The 16,702-nt window shown below is 63.4% G+C and carries 20 protein-coding genes; 14 read left to right on the top strand and 6 right to left on the bottom strand.

What is annotated here, in order from left to right:
• The first annotated feature begins 33 nt into the window (after positions 1-33).
• Positions 34-843: a transglutaminase domain-containing protein gene (locus ACLF6L_RS11780; protein WP_412851732.1), complete on the top strand. Its 810-nt coding sequence runs from the start codon at positions 34-36 to the stop codon at positions 841-843.
• Here the strand turns inward: ACLF6L_RS11780 and ACLF6L_RS11775 are convergent.
• From ACLF6L_RS11775 to ACLF6L_RS11760, 4 genes are all read right to left on the bottom strand, one after another.
• Entirely contained in the window at positions 812-1,849 is a 1,038-nt protein-coding gene (locus tag ACLF6L_RS11775) for a M14 family metallopeptidase (protein WP_412851731.1), read from the bottom strand. The two genes, ACLF6L_RS11780 and ACLF6L_RS11775, sit on opposite strands and share 32 nt — an antisense overlap.
• Positions 1,843-3,309 (bottom strand): glutamate--cysteine ligase, encoded by a 1,467-nt coding sequence (locus ACLF6L_RS11770; protein WP_238622560.1) that lies wholly within the window; start codon positions 3,307-3,309, stop codon positions 1,843-1,845. Before ACLF6L_RS11770 ends, ACLF6L_RS11775 begins: the two co-directional genes overlap by 7 nt.
• Before the next feature lie 75 nt (positions 3,310-3,384).
• Positions 3,385-3,897 carry a 3-hydroxyacyl-[acyl-carrier-protein] dehydratase FabA gene (fabA, locus tag ACLF6L_RS11765; protein ID WP_412851730.1) on the bottom strand — a complete coding sequence of 171 codons (513 nt, stop codon included), beginning with the start codon at positions 3,895-3,897 and terminating at the stop codon, positions 3,385-3,387.
• Positions 3,898-3,971: 74 nt separating this feature from the next.
• Positions 3,972-4,295: a hypothetical protein gene (locus tag ACLF6L_RS11760; RefSeq protein ID WP_008932571.1), complete on the bottom strand. Its 324-nt coding sequence runs from the start codon at positions 4,293-4,295 to the stop codon at positions 3,972-3,974.
• A 196-nt stretch (positions 4,296-4,491) separates the two neighbouring features.
• On the opposite strand from ACLF6L_RS11760, the gene ACLF6L_RS11755 reads away from it, so the two are divergent.
• Positions 4,492-5,907 (top strand): hypothetical protein, encoded by a 1,416-nt coding sequence (locus ACLF6L_RS11755; RefSeq protein ID WP_412851729.1) that lies wholly within the window; start codon positions 4,492-4,494, stop codon positions 5,905-5,907.
• A gap of 31 nt (positions 5,908-5,938) precedes the next feature.
• Here ACLF6L_RS11755 and ACLF6L_RS11750 read toward each other — a convergent pair whose 3' ends face one another.
• The gene (locus ACLF6L_RS11750) at positions 5,939-6,370 is read right to left on the bottom strand and encodes a rhodanese-like domain-containing protein (RefSeq protein ID WP_238615804.1); all 432 of its coding nucleotides are present in this window, start codon (positions 6,368-6,370) and stop codon (positions 5,939-5,941) included.
• Positions 6,371-6,607: 237 nt separating this feature from the next.
• Between ACLF6L_RS11750 and ACLF6L_RS11745 the strand changes: the two genes are divergently transcribed.
• From ACLF6L_RS11745 to mazG, 10 genes are all read left to right on the top strand, one after another.
• On the top strand, positions 6,608-7,300 hold the full coding sequence (locus ACLF6L_RS11745; RefSeq protein WP_238615805.1) for a TIGR04211 family SH3 domain-containing protein: 693 nt from the start codon (positions 6,608-6,610) through the stop codon (positions 7,298-7,300).
• Positions 7,301-7,570: 270 nt separating this feature from the next.
• Positions 7,571-9,880 carry a putative monovalent cation/H+ antiporter subunit A gene (locus ACLF6L_RS11740; protein ID WP_412851728.1) on the top strand — a complete coding sequence of 770 codons (2,310 nt, stop codon included), beginning with the start codon at positions 7,571-7,573 and terminating at the stop codon, positions 9,878-9,880.
• Positions 9,877-10,314 (top strand): Na+/H+ antiporter subunit B, encoded by a 438-nt coding sequence (locus ACLF6L_RS11735; RefSeq protein ID WP_412851727.1) that lies wholly within the window; start codon positions 9,877-9,879, stop codon positions 10,312-10,314. Before ACLF6L_RS11740 ends, ACLF6L_RS11735 begins: the two co-directional genes overlap by 4 nt.
• A 19-nt stretch (positions 10,315-10,333) precedes the next feature.
• The gene (locus tag ACLF6L_RS11730; protein WP_008932565.1) at positions 10,334-10,681 is read left to right on the top strand and encodes a Na+/H+ antiporter subunit C; all 348 of its coding nucleotides are present in this window, start codon (positions 10,334-10,336) and stop codon (positions 10,679-10,681) included.
• Entirely contained in the window at positions 10,678-12,174 is a 1,497-nt protein-coding gene (locus tag ACLF6L_RS11725; RefSeq protein ID WP_238615808.1) for a Na+/H+ antiporter subunit D, read from the top strand. The genes ACLF6L_RS11730 and ACLF6L_RS11725 overlap by 4 nt, the downstream gene beginning before the upstream one ends.
• Entirely contained in the window at positions 12,174-12,650 is a 477-nt protein-coding gene (locus ACLF6L_RS11720; protein ID WP_238615809.1) for a Na+/H+ antiporter subunit E, read from the top strand. The genes ACLF6L_RS11725 and ACLF6L_RS11720 overlap by 1 nt, the downstream gene beginning before the upstream one ends.
• Before the next feature lie 48 nt (positions 12,651-12,698).
• Positions 12,699-12,974: a cation:proton antiporter gene (locus tag ACLF6L_RS11715; protein WP_238615810.1), complete on the top strand. Its 276-nt coding sequence runs from the start codon at positions 12,699-12,701 to the stop codon at positions 12,972-12,974.
• A 4-nt stretch (positions 12,975-12,978) separates the two neighbouring features.
• Positions 12,979-13,374 carry a monovalent cation/H(+) antiporter subunit G gene (gene mnhG / locus ACLF6L_RS11710; protein ID WP_412852786.1) on the top strand — a complete coding sequence of 132 codons (396 nt, stop codon included), beginning with the start codon at positions 12,979-12,981 and terminating at the stop codon, positions 13,372-13,374.
• Positions 13,375-13,450: 76 nt separating this feature from the next.
• The gene (locus ACLF6L_RS11705) at positions 13,451-14,017 is read left to right on the top strand and encodes a YfaZ family outer membrane protein (protein ID WP_412851726.1); all 567 of its coding nucleotides are present in this window, start codon (positions 13,451-13,453) and stop codon (positions 14,015-14,017) included.
• Positions 14,018-14,019: 2 nt separating this feature from the next.
• A complete protein-coding gene (mazG, locus tag ACLF6L_RS11700; protein WP_412851725.1) occupies positions 14,020-14,844 on the top strand; it encodes a nucleoside triphosphate pyrophosphohydrolase in 825 nt (274 codons plus the stop codon).
• 16 nt (positions 14,845-14,860) lie between these two features.
• Here mazG and nadC read toward each other — a convergent pair whose 3' ends face one another.
• Positions 14,861-15,700, bottom strand: coding sequence for a carboxylating nicotinate-nucleotide diphosphorylase (gene nadC, locus ACLF6L_RS11695; protein ID WP_238615814.1), 840 nt, complete (start codon positions 15,698-15,700; stop codon positions 14,861-14,863).
• Between the two features lie 216 nt (positions 15,701-15,916).
• Between nadC and ACLF6L_RS11690 the strand changes: the two genes are divergently transcribed.
• Positions 15,917-16,264, top strand: coding sequence for a P-II family nitrogen regulator (locus ACLF6L_RS11690; RefSeq protein WP_238615816.1), 348 nt, complete (start codon positions 15,917-15,919; stop codon positions 16,262-16,264).
• Between the two features lie 14 nt (positions 16,265-16,278).
• A complete protein-coding gene (locus ACLF6L_RS11685; RefSeq protein ID WP_238615817.1) occupies positions 16,279-16,677 on the top strand; it encodes a CBS domain-containing protein in 399 nt (132 codons plus the stop codon).
• Positions 16,678-16,702 lie beyond the last annotated feature (25 nt).

Here is a 16,702-nt window from a genome sequence, read left to right as displayed (position 1 = left end):
GCATGGGTCACTCAAATCTAGCGAGGACGGTCCATGTGGTTGCGAGTCGGTTGTACCCTGGAAATGAGTTTTCAGGTGGAAAGTCCCATGCTGCTCCTGCTCAGGCCGCGCAGTGATGCCCATCAATGGGTGGCGCAGGATCGTTATGCCGTCTTTCCCGGCATGCCGATCATCGAGTACACCGACATGTACGGTAACCTGTGGCAGCGCCTGACGGCACCGCCCGGTCACTTCAAGGTGGAAGTGCGTTCCGATGTGCAGGTGCCGGCCACCCTGGAGCAGGCGCCCGGCGCGCCCTTCGTCCTGATCCAGGACCTGCCGGATCAGGCCCTGATGTACCTGACGCCCAGTCGTTACTGCGACTCGGACCGGTTGGGCCGGCTGGCTGGTGAGATTGTGGCAGGCTGCATTCCCGGCTATGACCAGGTGGAGGCGATCACCCGCTGGACCCATGAGCACCTGGGCTACCTCACCGATTCCGATCCGGCGCCGATTTCCGCGCTGGAGGCCATCGAACGGCGTAATGGTGTCTGTCGGGATTTCAGTCACGTCGGCATCGCCCTGTGTCGGAGTCTGAGCATCCCGGCCCGTTATGTGGTGGGTTACCTGAATCAACTGGAACCCATGGATCTGCATGCCTGGTTCGAGGCCTTCGTGGGAGGGCAGTGGTATTCCTTTGATCCTACCCGGGCAAGGCCGGATGCAGGCCGGGTTCGCCTGGGCTATGGGCGGGATGCGGCAGATGTTCCCGTGTTCAATCAGTTCGGTCCGCTGGTGCTGCCGTCCCGGATGGAAGTGTCCGTGGAGCAGATCACAGTGCCGATCGGTGAAACCCCGTCCTGATTTCGGCATCCATCCGCTCCATCAGGTAGCACAGGCAGTCCTGGCGGATCACCCGTTCATCCAGGGTGAGCATGGAGGGCATCATGGGACGGGTGAGTACCAGACGGCCGTGTTCCACCGCGAAGTAGTGGGCGGAAACCTCCGCCCCTTGTTCGTCATGGGCCGTGACCGGTAGCGGGCGGCCCCCGTTGACCGTGCCCAGCACGGTGCCGGCGGGCAGTTCCCGGAAGTTCATGTGGTCCAGGTCCGGGGCGAACAGCAGGTCCGTCCTTCTGTCCTCGAAACTGATCCGGATCTCGGCCGGGATCTTTACCTGGGCCACGGTATGGAACAGGTCCAGATCATGGGCGGGAACCGGGGTATCCGGCAGTTCCGCCAGGTTCAGGCAGGCACGGACATAGTCCGCCGCATGCATCACCCCGTGCCGGTCGGTGGGTTTGCCGCATTCCAGGGTCACCGCCGGACACAACTCGGCAAAGGCCATGGACTGCACGCCCCGGGGGCGTATGAAGTACACCACCGTGCGGCTGAACAGGGTGGCCAGACGCAGGTAGCGATGGTCGAGCCGGTTGATGCAGGCATAGTGGGGGTTCAGGCCGGTGTTGTTGTGGATGTCCACGCTGGCAAAGACGCCCCGTGACCTCATGGTTTCCAGCACTTCGGCGGCAAGCCGGGATTCGGGGCCGTCCGGTGCCTCCGTGCCCGGCCAGATGCGGTTGAAGTCCGCCTGTCCTTCCAGACGGCGTACACCGTCCCGGGCGGCCGCCACATTACCTACGAACAGGCTCAGGCCCCTGGGCAGTTCGCTCGTCGGCAGTGTACCGAGCATCTGCTGGATGGCGTGCAGGCCGACCGGTTCGTTGCCGTGCAGCAGGATGGAGACGAACAGGGCGGGCGAACGGCGTCCTGGCAGATGAAACAGGGTCGGTTCCGGGACGATGCGATGCAGGGCCTCGGCGGGGGTATCCAGAAAGCCTGCGGGCAATCCTTCCTGCTGTCTCAGCATGATTCTGAGTCCTCTGCGGCGACGAGTTGAAGATCCCATTGATGCACAGGCGCATCGGTGGCCTGGTGTCGGCGGCAGGCCCGGGTCAGCGCGATCATGTCCCGCCCGTGCCGGGCAACGAAGTCCCGCTGCCACCGGGCGCCGTTGCGGCCCGTCCGCACCCGCTCGGCCAGGATCTCCAGGTAGTGATGGCTGTCCGCCCGGGCCAGTCCCAGGCGCTGCAGGCCATGACGGGCCCGGGGCAGCAGCTCGTCCAGAATCAGGTCCCGTGTGCCGATGCGCTGCCCGTCGCGCCACTGCAGGACGGCACCCAGGCCCAGGCGGGCCGCCTGGTAGAAGTTGTCCTTGGCGGCGGCGAAGGGAATCAGGGTTTCGGGTCCGCCGGGCTCGGTGATCAGGTCCTCCACCAGCCCGTAGAAGAAGGCGGTGTTGGCCACGCTGTCGGTGAGGGTCGGGCCGGCCGGCAGGACCCGGTGTTCGATCCGGAGGTGGGGCCGGCCCTCATCGTCAAACCCGATCAATGGACGGTTCCAGCGCCAGATGGTGCCGTTGTGCAGGCGTAGGTGGGCGAACTGCTCCGGCGGGGTGTCACTGCACATGGGCAGCAGGACCGGGAAGTGCGCCTGGTTTTCGTCGAAGCATTCCAGGATGGATTCCCGGGCATAGCCGGAGCCGAAGCTGACCCGGCGCAGGGGGCCCCGGGCCGCGTCCTCGTAGCCGCCGATCTCCACGGCCTGCTCAAAGACGGGAATCCGGGTCTCGTCCCACAGGTCCTTGCCGAACAGGAAGGGGGCATTGGCGCCGGCAGCCACCATGGGAGCCGAAGCGATGATGGCTGCATTATAGACTTGGTGGGCCGTATCCGGTGGCGTCTGCAGATGGATCTGGAACGAGGTGGTGGCGGCTTCCAGCATGACATCCCGGTGCAGGTGCAGAAGATGCTCCCGGCCGGCGATGTCCAGCCGCACCGGCCGTCCCTGCCGGGAGCGGAAGACCTCCCGATTCAGGGCCCGGTAGCGTTTCATGGATGACATGTTGCCCAAGCGCAGATGTTCCGGGCGCAGGGTGGGCAGGATGCCGGTCATCAGGACGCGCGCGCCGACGGCGGCCGCGGCCTGACGGGCTTGCTGCCAGGTGGCCGACATCTCCCGGTGGATCCGGGTGAGGGCGCGACCGATCAGGGGGTGGGGGCGGGTGTTGACTTCAATGTTGAAGGCGGCCAGCTCGGGGGTGGCCATGGGGTCGTCGAATTGCTGCAGGAAGGCCTCATTGAGCGGCGCGGGTCCTTCATGCCGGTCCAGCAGCCAGGCTTCGATCTCGAATCCTGCCAGTGGATCGCCGTGATCGAAACGACCTTGTTGGAACAGGTCGTGGGCCAGCCGGGTTTCAGCCTCCAGATAGGCCCGGAAGCGGGCGAAATCGCCGGCCTTGAAGTGCGTGTGGTCGATCTCCTGGCCCACGGTCATCCCCCGGATGTGCGTGAGCCCTGATCGTCGTCGATCAGGGCTCACAGGTCAAACGGGAGGAAAGTGGCGTCAGAAACCGTCGGTGGAGGTGAACAGGCCGACCCGCAGGTCCTTGGCGGTGTAGATCAGGCGATCATCCACCAGCACCTGACCGTCGGCGATACCCAGCACCAGCTTGCGGGTGATGACGCGCTTGACGTCCACCTGATAGGTGACTTTTTGGGCGCTGGGCAGGACCTGACCGGTGAACTTCACTTCACCCACGCCCAGGGCGCGGCCGCGACCGGGATTGCCGATCCAGGCCAGGTAGAAGCCCACCAGCTGCCACATGGCATCCAGGCCCAGACAGCCGGGCATGACCGGGTCACCCGGGAAATGGCAGTCGAAGAACCAGAGATCGGGATTGATGTCCAGTTCGGCACGCATCTCACCCTTGCCGAAGGCGCCGCCCTCGTCACTGATATGGTTGATGCGATCCATCATCAGCATGTTCGGGACCGGCAGCTGAGCATTGCCGGGGCCGAACATCTCTCCGTGGCCGCATTGCAGAAGTTCTTCGCGCTCGTAACTGTTCTTTCGCATGGGTTGGGTGTCTGGCGATAAGGAGCCGCCTATTGGACCGGATTACGCCCCCGGGCACAAGGGGAAATCCGGTTTCAGGCGTCCCAGCGTAGCTGAGCCAGTTCCGAACGGGTGAAGAACCGGCCCTGACGCATGAAGCCGGCGACAATGCCGTCCTTCAGGGCGGTGATGCGGCCCTGTTCATCCCGTTCGATCACCCAGTGATCCGGCAGCCCATCCAGCAGGTGGATGACCGCCAGCGAACCATCCTCGTTGATGGACAGGTGTGTTTCGTGCGTCTGCACGTCCATGAACGCGGGGAGAAAACCCAGCACGGCAGCCCCGGCCGTCATGTCCGGCAGTTCCCGGTAGGGGGTGAGCTGGGCGCCCATTTTCAGTTCCAGTTGGCTTCGGTCCATGGGTCGGTCTCTATTGAATTGCATGATCCGATTGTATTTCGGCATATTCATGCGTGAACATGCATGCGCCTGTCAGTCCAGGTGGTGTACAACGGGGTAGCCTGGAACAGGATGGCCTCAATAGATTTGTCGGCCGTCCATCGGAAAACTTTAAGCCGTCTGCCGGCCACCCGTACCGAAAACCGGGAGTTGATGAATGAGCAGCAACGATCTATGGGGCCTGTGGGCGGACAGCCTGGGTATTTCCATCCTGATCTGGGTGGTGATCGGGATCCTGGTCCTTTACTTCAGTCGCCCCTGGCTGCGCCGTGGATTGCGGCAGCTCTTTCATCTGCTGGAATGGCAGTTCCGAGCTGCCGCCCATGGCCTGCGATTTGCCGGTCGCAAGGTGCGTCATCGTCACCAGGCCTATCTGCGTGGCGTGGCGCTGCGCCGTCTGCAGCTGAGGGTGGAACGGGAATATCTGGGCATCCATCATCGTCTCAACCGGGATCTGGGAGGGTATGCCCTCCTGCAGCGACGCATTGCCGAACAGATCGAAAGGATCGAAGAGGACTACCGCCAGACCCGGGACCAGATTCCCGAGGAGCCCGCCTGGATCCATACCGCCCGCGCCCTGGCCGAGGCCCCCCCAAAACCGGATCCTCGTGTCGGCACCATGCTGCAGGAGATCCACGACACCCTGGCCCGCGTGGGCCGGGATACCCTGGAGGAGTATCGCCAGGGCAACCGGGAGCGACTGAAGATACTCCGTGGTTTATTGCCGGAATGGCGTGCCCTGGGCGACCGTCTGACCGACCTGGAAAAAGGCGTGGTCGCGGTGCGGGATCAGGCGCGACACCTGGATGTGACGCTGTCCCAGTACCAGCGCTTCAGGGACCGGAGCATGCCCCCGCCCGCCCTGACCCTGGCCTCGCTGGGCCAGCTGCTGGTGAGCCTGCTACTGCTGGGTCTGATCCTGATGGCGGGGGCGACGGGGTATCACCTGCTGCTCATGCCCGTCACGGAAATGCTGGGCTGGCATCCCGGGGAAGCGGGTGGCCCCGGCCTGGCCTCCCTGGCAACGCTGTTGTTTCTGCTCATGCCGGCGATGGCCGGTGGCATGATTCTGGAGTCCCGGGGCGTGACCTCTTTGTTGCCCATGGTTGCCGGCTGGGACGCGGCGGGGAGGCGGCGCCTGATGTGGGGCGGCATTCTATTGCTGATCCTGCTGGCCTGGCTGTCCGGCGCGCTGGCCGCGTCCCGTGATCTGTTCATCCTGCACGAGGACGCCCTGGGCCGACTGCTGGAAGGTGAGCCGGAACTGGCGCTGCCGCCGCTGGAATGGCTTTCCCTGTTGACGCTGCTGTCCCTGGGCGGGTTGATGACCCTGCTGCTGGCGCTGACCCCGTTGCCGCTGCAGTTGTTCATGCAGGCCATGGGGGTGCTGGGGGGGTGGTGGGTCGTGGTGGTGCTGCAGGTACTGGCGTTCCTGAGCTTCCATCTTGCCCGCACGATGCGGTTGCTGTCCTGGTTCCTGCCGGTAGTCTATGACCTGATCCTGTTCCTGCCCCTGCAACTGGAGCACCGGGTACGGCGATGGCAGCGGTCCAGGGCATCCACGAAGACGTGATGTCCCGGGCCGCCATGCCGGGCCGAAGGGATCAGCACTGCTCCCAGGGCAGACCGTGGAAGCGCCAGCCGCCCAGGCTGGAGCGTTGGTGCTTCTCGTCCAGTTCTCCCTCAAAGCCTTCGCCGATGTGGTAGACGTTGGGAATCCCCTCCCTGATCAGCAGTCGACCCGCATCCAGGGAACGCTTGCCGCTACGGCAGATGAGGATCACCGGGGCACCGGTTTCCGGGGCTGACTCACTCCCGACGCTGCCCAGCAGCAGCTTGCGTACCTCGGGCACGAACCTCGGGTTGAGGGTCCAGTCCGGCTCGTCCATCCAGGGGATGTGCACGGCGCCGACCGGGTGCCCGACAAACAGGAATTCCATGCTGGAGCGGATGTCGATCAGCAGGGCTCTCGGATTTTCCCTGAGCAATTCATGGGCTTCCCGCGGACTCAGGTGAGCAGGGTCTTTCTCTGCCATGGGCTGTGATTCCAGTGGTTGGTGTGACGTGATCCTGGGGCAGGCGTTCAGGTTTCAGGCCTGCAAGGCTGATAGAGTAGGGGAGTGGCGCTCGTCCGTCACCCCGCACGCGGTGAGGGCCGGCCGTGTTTTTGTGACCTTCGGCACAAGTAACAGTCCTGCTGTCCCCGGCCCTGCCGGGGGGACGATTACAATAGGCGCGCCTGATCCATGACCGACAAGCAAAGGACATCTTTCGTGAAACACCCTCTGGTATCCCTGCCGCCTCTGATCCTGGTCATCCTGCTGCTGACAACTGCCTGGTCCGGCTTGGCCCAGGCCCAGAGCACGGCCTATATCTCCGACGAACTCAGCGCCCATATCCGTACCGGCAAGACGCTGCAGCATCGCATCCTGCAGTTTCTCACCAGCGGCACGGCGGTGACCGTGCTGCAGGTGGATGACGACGGCTATAGCCTGGTTCGGACGGCCAACGGGACCGAGGGGTGGATCGAGAGCCGTTTTCTCATGAACCGTCCCCACGCCAGGGAACGTTTGGCCCAGGCAGAGCGTCGTATACAGCAGCTGGAGGAAAATCGCGGGGAACAGGGCGACCGGATTCGTGGTCTGACGGCTGAACGGGACAATGAAACCCAGCGGGCCAACGCCTTGAGTGCGCGGCTGGCGGAGCTGGAGCGGGAACTGGAAACCCTGCGCGAGGTGGCGGCGGATCCACTGGAAACCGCCCGTCGCAACGAGGCCCTGACCGACGCGCTGACCCGGGAACAGGCCCGGGTCGGGGCGCTCCAGGATCAGAATCGTGCCTTACAGGAAAATGTGCGCAGGGACTGGTTTCTGGTGGGAGCCGGTGTATCCATCGGCAGCCTGCTGCTGGGGATCATCCTGACCCGTATTCGCTGGCGCCGTCGGCAAAGTGGCTGGATCGACTGATCCCGGCGGCGACATCCCTTTCTGCTGCGTCGCAGCAGAAAGGGATTGCAAACAAAAAGCAAGTTTGGTTAGCATAAAACGTGCCTGAGTGAAGGCTCACGGAGTCGTGTGCCGCTAATTTTTGCCTGCCCGATGTCCGGGGGCAATATTGCATCCATCCACGTTCAACCTGGAGGAGAGAGGCATCCGCGGTCGGTCCTTGACGCGGGGCAGGGGGTATTGGTGCCGAACACCGCGCCGGCCTCTGCTGAATCGCCCATCAGACAACCCATGCTGCTTGCCGTCCTGTCCGGATTTCTGATTGCCGCGGTTGCGCCCTGGGTGCATCGGGGCCTGGGTCGCCACAGTGGCTGGGCGCTGGCCGCCTTGCCCGCGGTGCTGTTCATCTACTTCGCCTCCTTCCTGCCCGCGCTACGCGAGGCCGACGGCGGGCGGATCATCATGGAATACGACTGGATTCCCAGTCTGGGCATCCAGCTCACCTTCCTTGTCGACGGTCTCAGCCTGCTCTTTGCCCTGCTGATCTCGGGGATCGGTTTCTTCGTCGTGGCCTACGCGGGCCGCTATCTGGAAGGTCATCGGGACCTGGGGCGCTTTTATGTCCTGATCCTCGCCTTCATGGCCTCCATGCTGGGGCTGGTGCTCTCCAGCAACCTGATCTCCCTGTTCGTGTTCTGGGAACTCACCAGCATCACGTCCTATCTGCTCATCGGCTACAACCATGAGGACGCCAAGGCCCGCAAGTCCGCCCTGCAGGGGCTGTTCGTCACCGTGGCCGGCGGGTTGGCCCTGCTCACCGGCCTGGTCATGATGGCCCTGGTGGGAGGCAGCTACGAGCTGCACGAACTCCTCACCTCCGGCGACATCTTCCGCGAGCACGACTGGTATCTGGCCATCCTGCTGCTGGTCCTGCTGGGGTGTTTCACCAAGTCGGCCCAGTATCCCTTCCATTTCTGGTTGCCCAATGCCATGGCGGCACCCACACCCGTCTCCGCCTACCTGCACTCCGCCACCATGGTCAAGGCCGGGGTCTATCTGATGGCCCGCCTGAATCCCTCCCTGGGTGGGACCGAGGCCTGGATGTTGCTGCTGGGTCTGTTCGGGGCCGTGACCATGTTCGCCGGGATCTTCCTGTCGTTGCGTTCCACCGGTGTCAAGCAGGTGCTGGCCTACTCCACCGTCATGGCCCTGGGTACCCTCACCATGCTCATCGGCGTGGGCACCGAGACCGCCATGCTGGCCGCGATGGCCTTCCTGCTGGCCCATTCCCTCTACAAGGGTGCGCTGTTCCTGGTGGCCGGCATCCTGGATCACGAGGCGGGCTGCAAGGACTTCCTGCAGACCGGCGGGCTGCGCCGTGCGCTGCCGGTGACCACCGTCTTTGCCGGTCTGGCCGCCCTGTCCCTGGCCGGGGTGTTGCCGATGTTCGGATTCGTGGCCAAGGAACTGCTGTTCGAGGCGGTGCTGGAGGCACCGGCCCTGGCCGGGTTGCTCAGTGTTTTTGCCGTGGTCTCCGCCGTCATGGTGGTGGCGGTGGCGGCCATCGTCGGCATTCGTCCCTGGTACGGTCCCCGGGCCGACACCCCCAAGATTCCAGCCCATGAGGCGCCGCCGGCCCTGCTGGCGGGCCCCGTGGTCCTGGCCTCCCTGGGGCTGCTGTTCGGACTGGGCGCGGGGCTGGTGGATCAGGGCCTGATCGCCTGGGCGGCGGCGGCGGTATACGGGGCGCCGGTATCGCCCTACCTGTCCCTCTGGCACGGCTTCAACCTGCCCCTGCTGCTGAGCGGGGTGAGTCTGGCCCTGGGTCTGTTGCTCTATCTCAACTGGGAACGGTTCCGCCGCTTCACCGGCTTCATGGAGGTGGTCAATCGCTACGGTCCCGAAGCGGCCTATGAAAAGACCATGGCCGGGATGGTGTGGCTGTCCGAATGGCAGACCCGGGTGCTGCAGAACGGTTATCTGCGCTACTACCTGCTCACCATCCTGATCTCCACCGTGGGCCTGGTCATGGTGACCCTGCTCACTCGCACCGATGTGCATATCGATCTGGACCTGTCCGGCATCCTGGTGCACGAGGCCTTCATTGTCGCGGTGCTGCTGATGGCGGCCCTGGTGTCGGTGACCACCCGTTCCCGCCTGGGGGCGGTGGCCTCACTGGGGGTGGTGGGGTTCTGCGTGGCCCTGATCTACGTGCTGTTCAGTGCCGCGGATGTGGGCATCACCCAGGTGCTGGTGGAGACGCTCACCGTCATCATGCTGGTGCTGGTGCTGTTCCGCCTGCCGGGTTTCCTCGGCCTGACACCCATGGTGCTGCGGGTCCGGGATGCGGTCATCGCCCTGGCCGTGGGGGCCATGATGGCTGTGCTCAAGCTGGCCGCCAGTACCACCCGGTATGCGGACAGTATTTCCGAGTACTTCATCCAGGAAAGTCAGCCTTCCGGTTATGGCCGCAACATTGTCAACGTCATCCTGGTGGACTTCCGTGCCCTGGATACCCTGGGTGAGATCGTGGTGCTGGCCCTGGCCGCGGTGGGGGTCTACGCCATGATCAAGTTCCGTGCCGAGGACAGAAGACGATGAGCCCACAGTTCACCCTGCAGTCACTGATCCTGCGCACGGCAGCCCATTTTCTGCTGCCGCTGCTGCTGATCTTCTCCGTGTTCCTGCTGCTGCGGGGCCATAACGAGCCCGGCGGCGGTTTCATTGCCGGACTGGTGGCGGCCTCCGCCGTTGCCCTGTACATGTTCGCCCTGGATATCCGCAGCGCCAAGCGGGTGTTGCGCTTCGAACCCCGGGACCTGCTGGGCTGGGGTTTGCTGTTCGGCGTGATCTCCGGGGTGCCCGCGGTCTTCATGGGGCAGCCCTTCTTCACCTCCCAGTGGCTGGAGCTGACCTTGCCGGTGCTGGGTGATCTGAAGGTGGGGACGCCGTTGCTGTTCGATATCGGGGTCTATCTGGTGGTGATCGGCGGGGTACTGCTGATCCTGTTGTCCCTGGCCGAGGTGGAAGAGTGATGATGACAGGAGATCACCCATGGAAACCTTGATGGCGTTTACCGTCGGCGGCCTGTTTGCCGCCGCCATCTACATGATGCTGCGACGCTCGATCGTCAAGTTGGTGATCGGGCTGGTGCTGCTGTCCAATGCCGCCAACCTGCTGCTGTTCACCCAGGCCGGTCTGTTGCGCGGTGCGCCGCCCCTGGTGCCCGAGGGTGCCATGCAGCCGGCGGGCGTGGTGGCCGATCCCCTGGCCCAGGCCCTGATCCTGACCGCCATCGTGATCGGGTTCGGGGTGCTGGCCTTTGCGGTGGTGCTGATCCACCGCGCCTACGAAGTGGTGCAGGCTGACGATATGGACCAGATGAAGGATACCGACACATGAGGCTCGAGGTCGCGCTGCCTGTCATCATTCCCCTGTTCTTCGGCGCCCTGACGCTGATCCTCTGGCGCTGGCGCCTTGCCCAGCGCGTGACCACCGTGGTCGGGACCGGGCTCATGCTGCTGTCCGCCCTGTGGTTGCTGTCCGCCACCTGGCAGGACGGCATCCTGGTGATGCACATGGGCAACTGGCAGGCCCCCTTCGGCATCGTGCTGGTGTCGGACCTGCTCGGCGCCATCATGGTGGTGCTGGCGGGCATCAGCGGGTTTGCCACGGCGGTCTATTCCCTGACCTCCATGAGCAAGCGCCATGAGGCCTTCGGCTACTATCCGCTACTGCACCTGCTGCTGGCGGGGGTGAACGGGGCCTTCCTCACCGGCGACATCTTCAACCTCTACGTCTGGTTCGAGGTGATGCTGGTGGCTTCCTTTGCCCTGCTGATCCTCGGTGGGGAACGGGCGCAGATGGAAGGGGCCATCAAGTATGTGACCCTGAACCTGGTGTCCTCGGCCATGTTCCTGTCCGCCATCGGCCTGCTCTACGGCCTGACGGGCACCCTGAACATGGCGGACATTGCCGACAAGCTCAGTTATGCCGAAGATCCGGGCATCATCACCGTGATCGCCATGCTGTTCCTGGTGTCCTTCGGCATCAAGGCCGGTGCCTTTCCCTTCTTCTTCTGGCTGCCGGCCTCGTATCACACGCCCCAGGTGGCGGTCTCGGCCCTGTTCGCGGCCCTGCTGACCAAGGTGGGGGTCTATGCCCTGTTCCGGGTGTTCACCCTCATCTTCACCCAGGACGTGGACTACACCCATGAGATCCTGCTGTGGGTGGCCGCCGCCACCATGCTCACCGGGGTGCTGGGCGCGGCGGCCCAGTTCGAGTTCCGCCGCATCCTGTCGTTTCACATCATCAGCCAGATCGGTTACATGATCATGGGACTGGCGCTGTTCACGCCCCTGGCCATCGTCGGCGGGGTGTTCTACATCATGCACCACATCATCGTGAAGGCGAATCTGTTCCTGGTCAGCGGTCTGGTGTACCGGCTCAAGGGGACCTACGAGCTCAAGGAACTGGGGGGCATGTATCGGTCCCATCCCATGCTGGCCATCCTGTTCCTGATCCCGGCCCTGTCCCTGGCCGGGATACCGCCCCTGTCCGGGTTCTTCGCCAAGTTCATCCTCATCCGGGCCGGCGTGGAGGCCGAGGCCTGGTGGATCGTGGGTGTGGCCCTGGTGGTGGGTCTGCTGACGCTGTACTCCATGATCAAGATCTGGGCCGAGGTGTTCTGGAAGGCTCAGCCGGAGGAACATGCCGATCGTCCGGTCCATGGCAGCGTCGGCTCCGGCGTGCTCTATCTGACCATCGGCGGAATGGCGGCCCTGACGGTCTTCATCGGTCTGGGAGCGGAGCCCATCTACCGGATCGCGGATGCGGCAGCCCATCAGCTGCTCAATCCGAGCCTGTACATTGATGCAGTCCTGGGGGAACGGTAATGATCGGTCCACTGGCCTCGAATATCCTGCTGGCCCTGGTCTGGATGGGCCTGACCGGCAGCTTCACGGGTACCAACCTGTTCATCGGCCTGGTGCTGGGTTATCTGATCCTGGCCTCCGCCCTGCGGGATCAACCGGGTTTTGCCGCCTATACCGGCAAGATTCCCAAGGCGATCCTTTTCATCGGTTTTTTCATCAAGGAGCTGATCCTTTCCAATCTCAAGGTGGCTTATGATGTGCTCACGCCGACGTATTACATGAAGCCGGGCGTGATCGCGTTTCCGCTGGAGGCCAGGACGGATGCGGAAATCACCGTGGTCGCCAATCTCATCTCCCTGACGCCGGGCACCCTGAGCCTGGACGTCTCCAGTGACCGCAAGGTGCTGTACATCCATGTGATGTACCTGGAAAACGAGGAAGCGGTGATCGAGAGCATCCGCTACATGGAATATCGTGCCCTGGAGGTGCTGCGGTGAGGTGTGCGGGACAGGATCGGCATTCAAGAATTTGCAGCGGGGGCAGCCATGCTTGAGTTCTCCATATTCATTGCCTATCTGGTGCTGGGGGTGTCCCTGGTGTTGATCTTCTTTCGTCTGATCCTGGGGCCCAGCCTGCCGGATCGGGTGGTGGCCCTGGAGATGCTGGCAACGCTGACGGTGGGCTTCATCGCCGTCTACACCCTCTCCAGCGGCGTGACGGCCTTCCTGGACGTGGCCATGGTGCTGGCCCTGACGGCGTTTCTGGCCGCGGTGGGATTTGCCCGTCTGATTGCCAAGGGAGGTAGCCGGGATGATGATTGATCTGTTGGTGGAAATCCTGATCAGCCTGTTCCTGCTTACCGGGGTCGGCTTCATGTTCGTGGCGGCCCTGGGCCTGCTGCGCATGCCCGATCTGCCCATCCGGCTCCATGCCACCACCAAGGCCGGTGCCCTGGGGGGAGGGTTGCTGATGATCGCCGTGGGGCTGGAATTTTTCGGTGACGTGGCGGTGGCCGCCAAGGCCGCGGCCATCATCGTGTTCCTGGTGCTGACCGGTCCGGTGGCGGCCCATCTGATCGGACGTGCCGGATATTTCGTGGGTGTCCCCATGTGGTCGGGTACCATCAAGGATGAGCTCAAGGGGCGTTATGATCACAAGACCCAGACCCTGATGTCACCGCCAGGGCTGAACAAGACCCGGGACGAACAGCCCAAGGGCTGATAGCAACAAGGGCCGATATCAGCGTGAAGCGTTACAATTGCGTCCTGACTTTTTAAACACTCATTGGAACACCTCTATGCGCGCAAAACTGCTGGCAGCGGCCTGTTTGATGGGGATGGCCCCCATGGCCTCGGCCCACACCCTTGACATCTATTTGAGCAAGGAAACGGCCCAGTTCAACTTCATCACCGACTCCAGCGCCGTCGGGTTCGGCGGCGCCGACCTGTTCTTCGGCCTGTTCTTTAATGAAGACAGTGATTACATGCTGACCACCGGCATGCACGTACGGGGTGTCCCCGCCGGTGAACAGCCGCTGACCTTCGGTGTCGGCGGCAAGCTCTACTTTGGCTTCATCGATGAGCCGGACGACAAGTTCCAGGCCCTGGGGCTGGGGGGCGAGGTGAGGTACACGATACCGGCCAATACGCCCATGTACTTTGCCCTGGAAGCCTACTATGCCCCGCCCATCACCAGCTTCGGCGATGCCGATGATCTGTGGGACGTTTCCCTGCGCTATGAACTGGAAGTGACGCCGGGCGCGGCCGGATTCATCGGTTACCGGCGGATCGAGACGGATCTGGACTACAAGAAGAACTACAAACTGGACGACAACATTCACTTCGGCATCCGTTTCAGTTTCTAGCCATGAAACCCTCATCATCTCCCGCACTGGATGAGGTTCTCGGCATCATGGCCCGACTCCGGGATCCGGAGCGGGGCTGTGCCTGGGATCTGAAGCAGACCTACGACAGCATCGTCCCCCATACCCTGGAAGAGGCCTATGAGGTGGCCGATGCCATTGCCCGGCGCGATTTTGATGAGCTGCGCTCGGAGTTGGGGGATCTGCTGTTGCAGGTGGTGTTTCATGCCCGGATGGCGGAAGAGGAGGGGCGTTTCGATTTCAATGATGTGGCCCGCACCCTGGCGGACAAGCTCATCCGCCGTCACCCCCATGTTTTTGCCGGTGTCCGGTTCGAGTCGGAAGACGCCCAGCATGCGGCCTGGGAGACGGAGAAGGCCCGGGAGCGGGCCGACCGTCAGGGCGCAGGCAGCGGCGGAAATGAACCGGCATCCGGTGTTCTGGACGGCATTGCCCTGACACTCCCGGCCCTGGCCCGTGCCGCCAAGATCCAGAAGCGTGCCGCCCGGGTGGGGTTCGACTGGGCCGATGCCGCTCCCATCCTGGACAAGATCCATGAGGAACTGGACGAAGTGCGGGCGGAGATGGGGGCCGGAGCCCCCCATGCCCGCCTGGAGGACGAGCTGGGGGATGTCCTGTTTGCCGTGGCGAACCTGGCCCGCCACCTGAAAGTGGACCCCGAGGCGGCCTTGCGGCGCACCAATGCCAAGTTCGAGCGCCGTTTCCGCTTCATGGAGGAGACCCTGACCCGGGAGGGCAGCCGCATGGAAGACGAATCCCTGGAGGCCCTGGAAGCCCTCTGGCAGCTGGCCAAGACCCGGGTGGGCTAGAGAAAGAAGAAAAGGATCAGGCCTCCAGGCGCAGGGACAAATCCACCGCCTGGATGTGCTTGGTCAGGGCGCCCACGGAGATGAAGTGCACGCCGGTCTTGGCGATTTCCCGGATCCTGGACAGGTCCACGCCGCCGGAGGCTTCCAGCTTGCAACGATCGCCCACCATGGCGACCGCGGCGCGCATCCCTTCCAGGTCGAAGTCATCCAGCATGATCACATCGGCGCCGGCCTCCAGCGCCTGACGGACCTCGTCCAGGGTTTCCGTTTCCACTTCCACCTTTACCTGGCCGGGCAGGGCGCGGGCCTGTGCCACGGCCGCGGCAATGGAGCCGGCGGCCATGATGTGATTCTCCTTGATCAGCACGGCATCGTAGAGACCCAGGCGATGGTTCATGCCGCCGCCGCAGCTGACCGCGTATTTCTGTGCCAGACGCAGGCCGGGCAGGGTCTTGCGGGTGTCCAGGATATTGGCGGGAGTGCCGGCCACGGCATCCACGTAGCGCCGGGTCCGGGTGGCCGTGGCCGAGAGGGTCTGCAGGAAATTCAGCGCCGTGCGCTCCCCGGTGAGAATGGGCCGGGCCGGTCCGCTCAGCGTGCACAGCCGGGTGTCGGGCTCCACCGCCTCGCCTTCCCGGCAATGCCAGGTGATTTCCACCGTCGGGTCCAGTTGTCTGAAGGTCTCGTCAAACCAGGCCTGTCCGCAGACGATTGCCTGGTCCTTGCAGACCACATGAGCCCGGCACCGGGTCTGTTCCGGGATCAGGCCGGCGGTGAGGTCGCCGCCTCCGATATCCTCGATCAGGGCCAGTTTGACGGATTCGCGAATGATTTCGTGGGGCAGTTTAAGGGACATGATCGCCTTTTGATTCTGAATGCTCCGGTCAGGGGGCAAGCATACCTCAAATGCCGGTCAAGCCCATCACGGACTGACCGGATTGCAGCATGCCGACCCGGGCGGCTTTCCGGTGGCGCCGGGAACGCGTCTTAAAATCATCGTCTTCCCGATCATCGGCGTGATGATCTATGCTACCGCGGTTGAACTCACCACTGGGTGGAGGGAAGCTGAATCATGAAGTTTGCCGTTCTGGTGGCCATTGTGGCCGACAACCTGGAAGAAAAGGCCATCGACGTCGCCAAGCAGGCGGGGGCCGGCGGGGTGACCATCATCGATGCCCGGGGGATCGGCGCCAAGGAGAAGAAAACCTTCTTCGGCTTGACCTATGAGGGCAGCCAGTCGATTCTGTTGATGGTCCTGGAGAAGAAATTGTCCCTGGCGGTGATGAAGGCGCTGCGGGATGAACTGGATCTGAAGTCTCATAGCCACGGCGTGGTGTTCACCGTGCCCCTGGAGCATATTGCCGGTATCGACATGCGCCAGATCGAACAGTTTGAAGACCGTCTCAAGGACGAGCTGTAAGCCCGAGGTAACCCATGCTGGTCAAAGATATCATGGTGAAGGACGTGGCGATGATTTCCCCCCTCGCCACCATTCGCGAGGCCATGCGCGAGATGCGCCGGCACCAGGTCAAGTCCCTGGTGGTGGACAAGCGCTATGAGCATGATGCCTACGGCATCATCACTTATACCACCATCCTGCGCACCATCGTGGCGGAGGAAGGGGACATCGACCTGATCAATGTCTACGACGTCTGCTCCAAGCCGGTGATCAGTGTGCCGGAGGGGCTTGAGGTCAAGCACGTGGCCAAGCTGATGGTCAATCAGGGGATTCGCCGCATCGTCGTGCTCAAGGACAACACCCTGGTGGGGCTGGTGACGATGAACGACATCGTCGCCTCCATCCTGGAGATGTCCGAGGTGGACGCCGAGTAATTCATCACGGCCCCCATTCGGTGGA

Source organism: Ectothiorhodospira shaposhnikovii (assembly GCF_047222355.1).
Taxonomy (GTDB): Bacteria; Pseudomonadota; Gammaproteobacteria; order Ectothiorhodospirales; family Ectothiorhodospiraceae; genus Ectothiorhodospira.
This window is presented reverse-complemented; position numbering and strand designations above follow the sequence as displayed.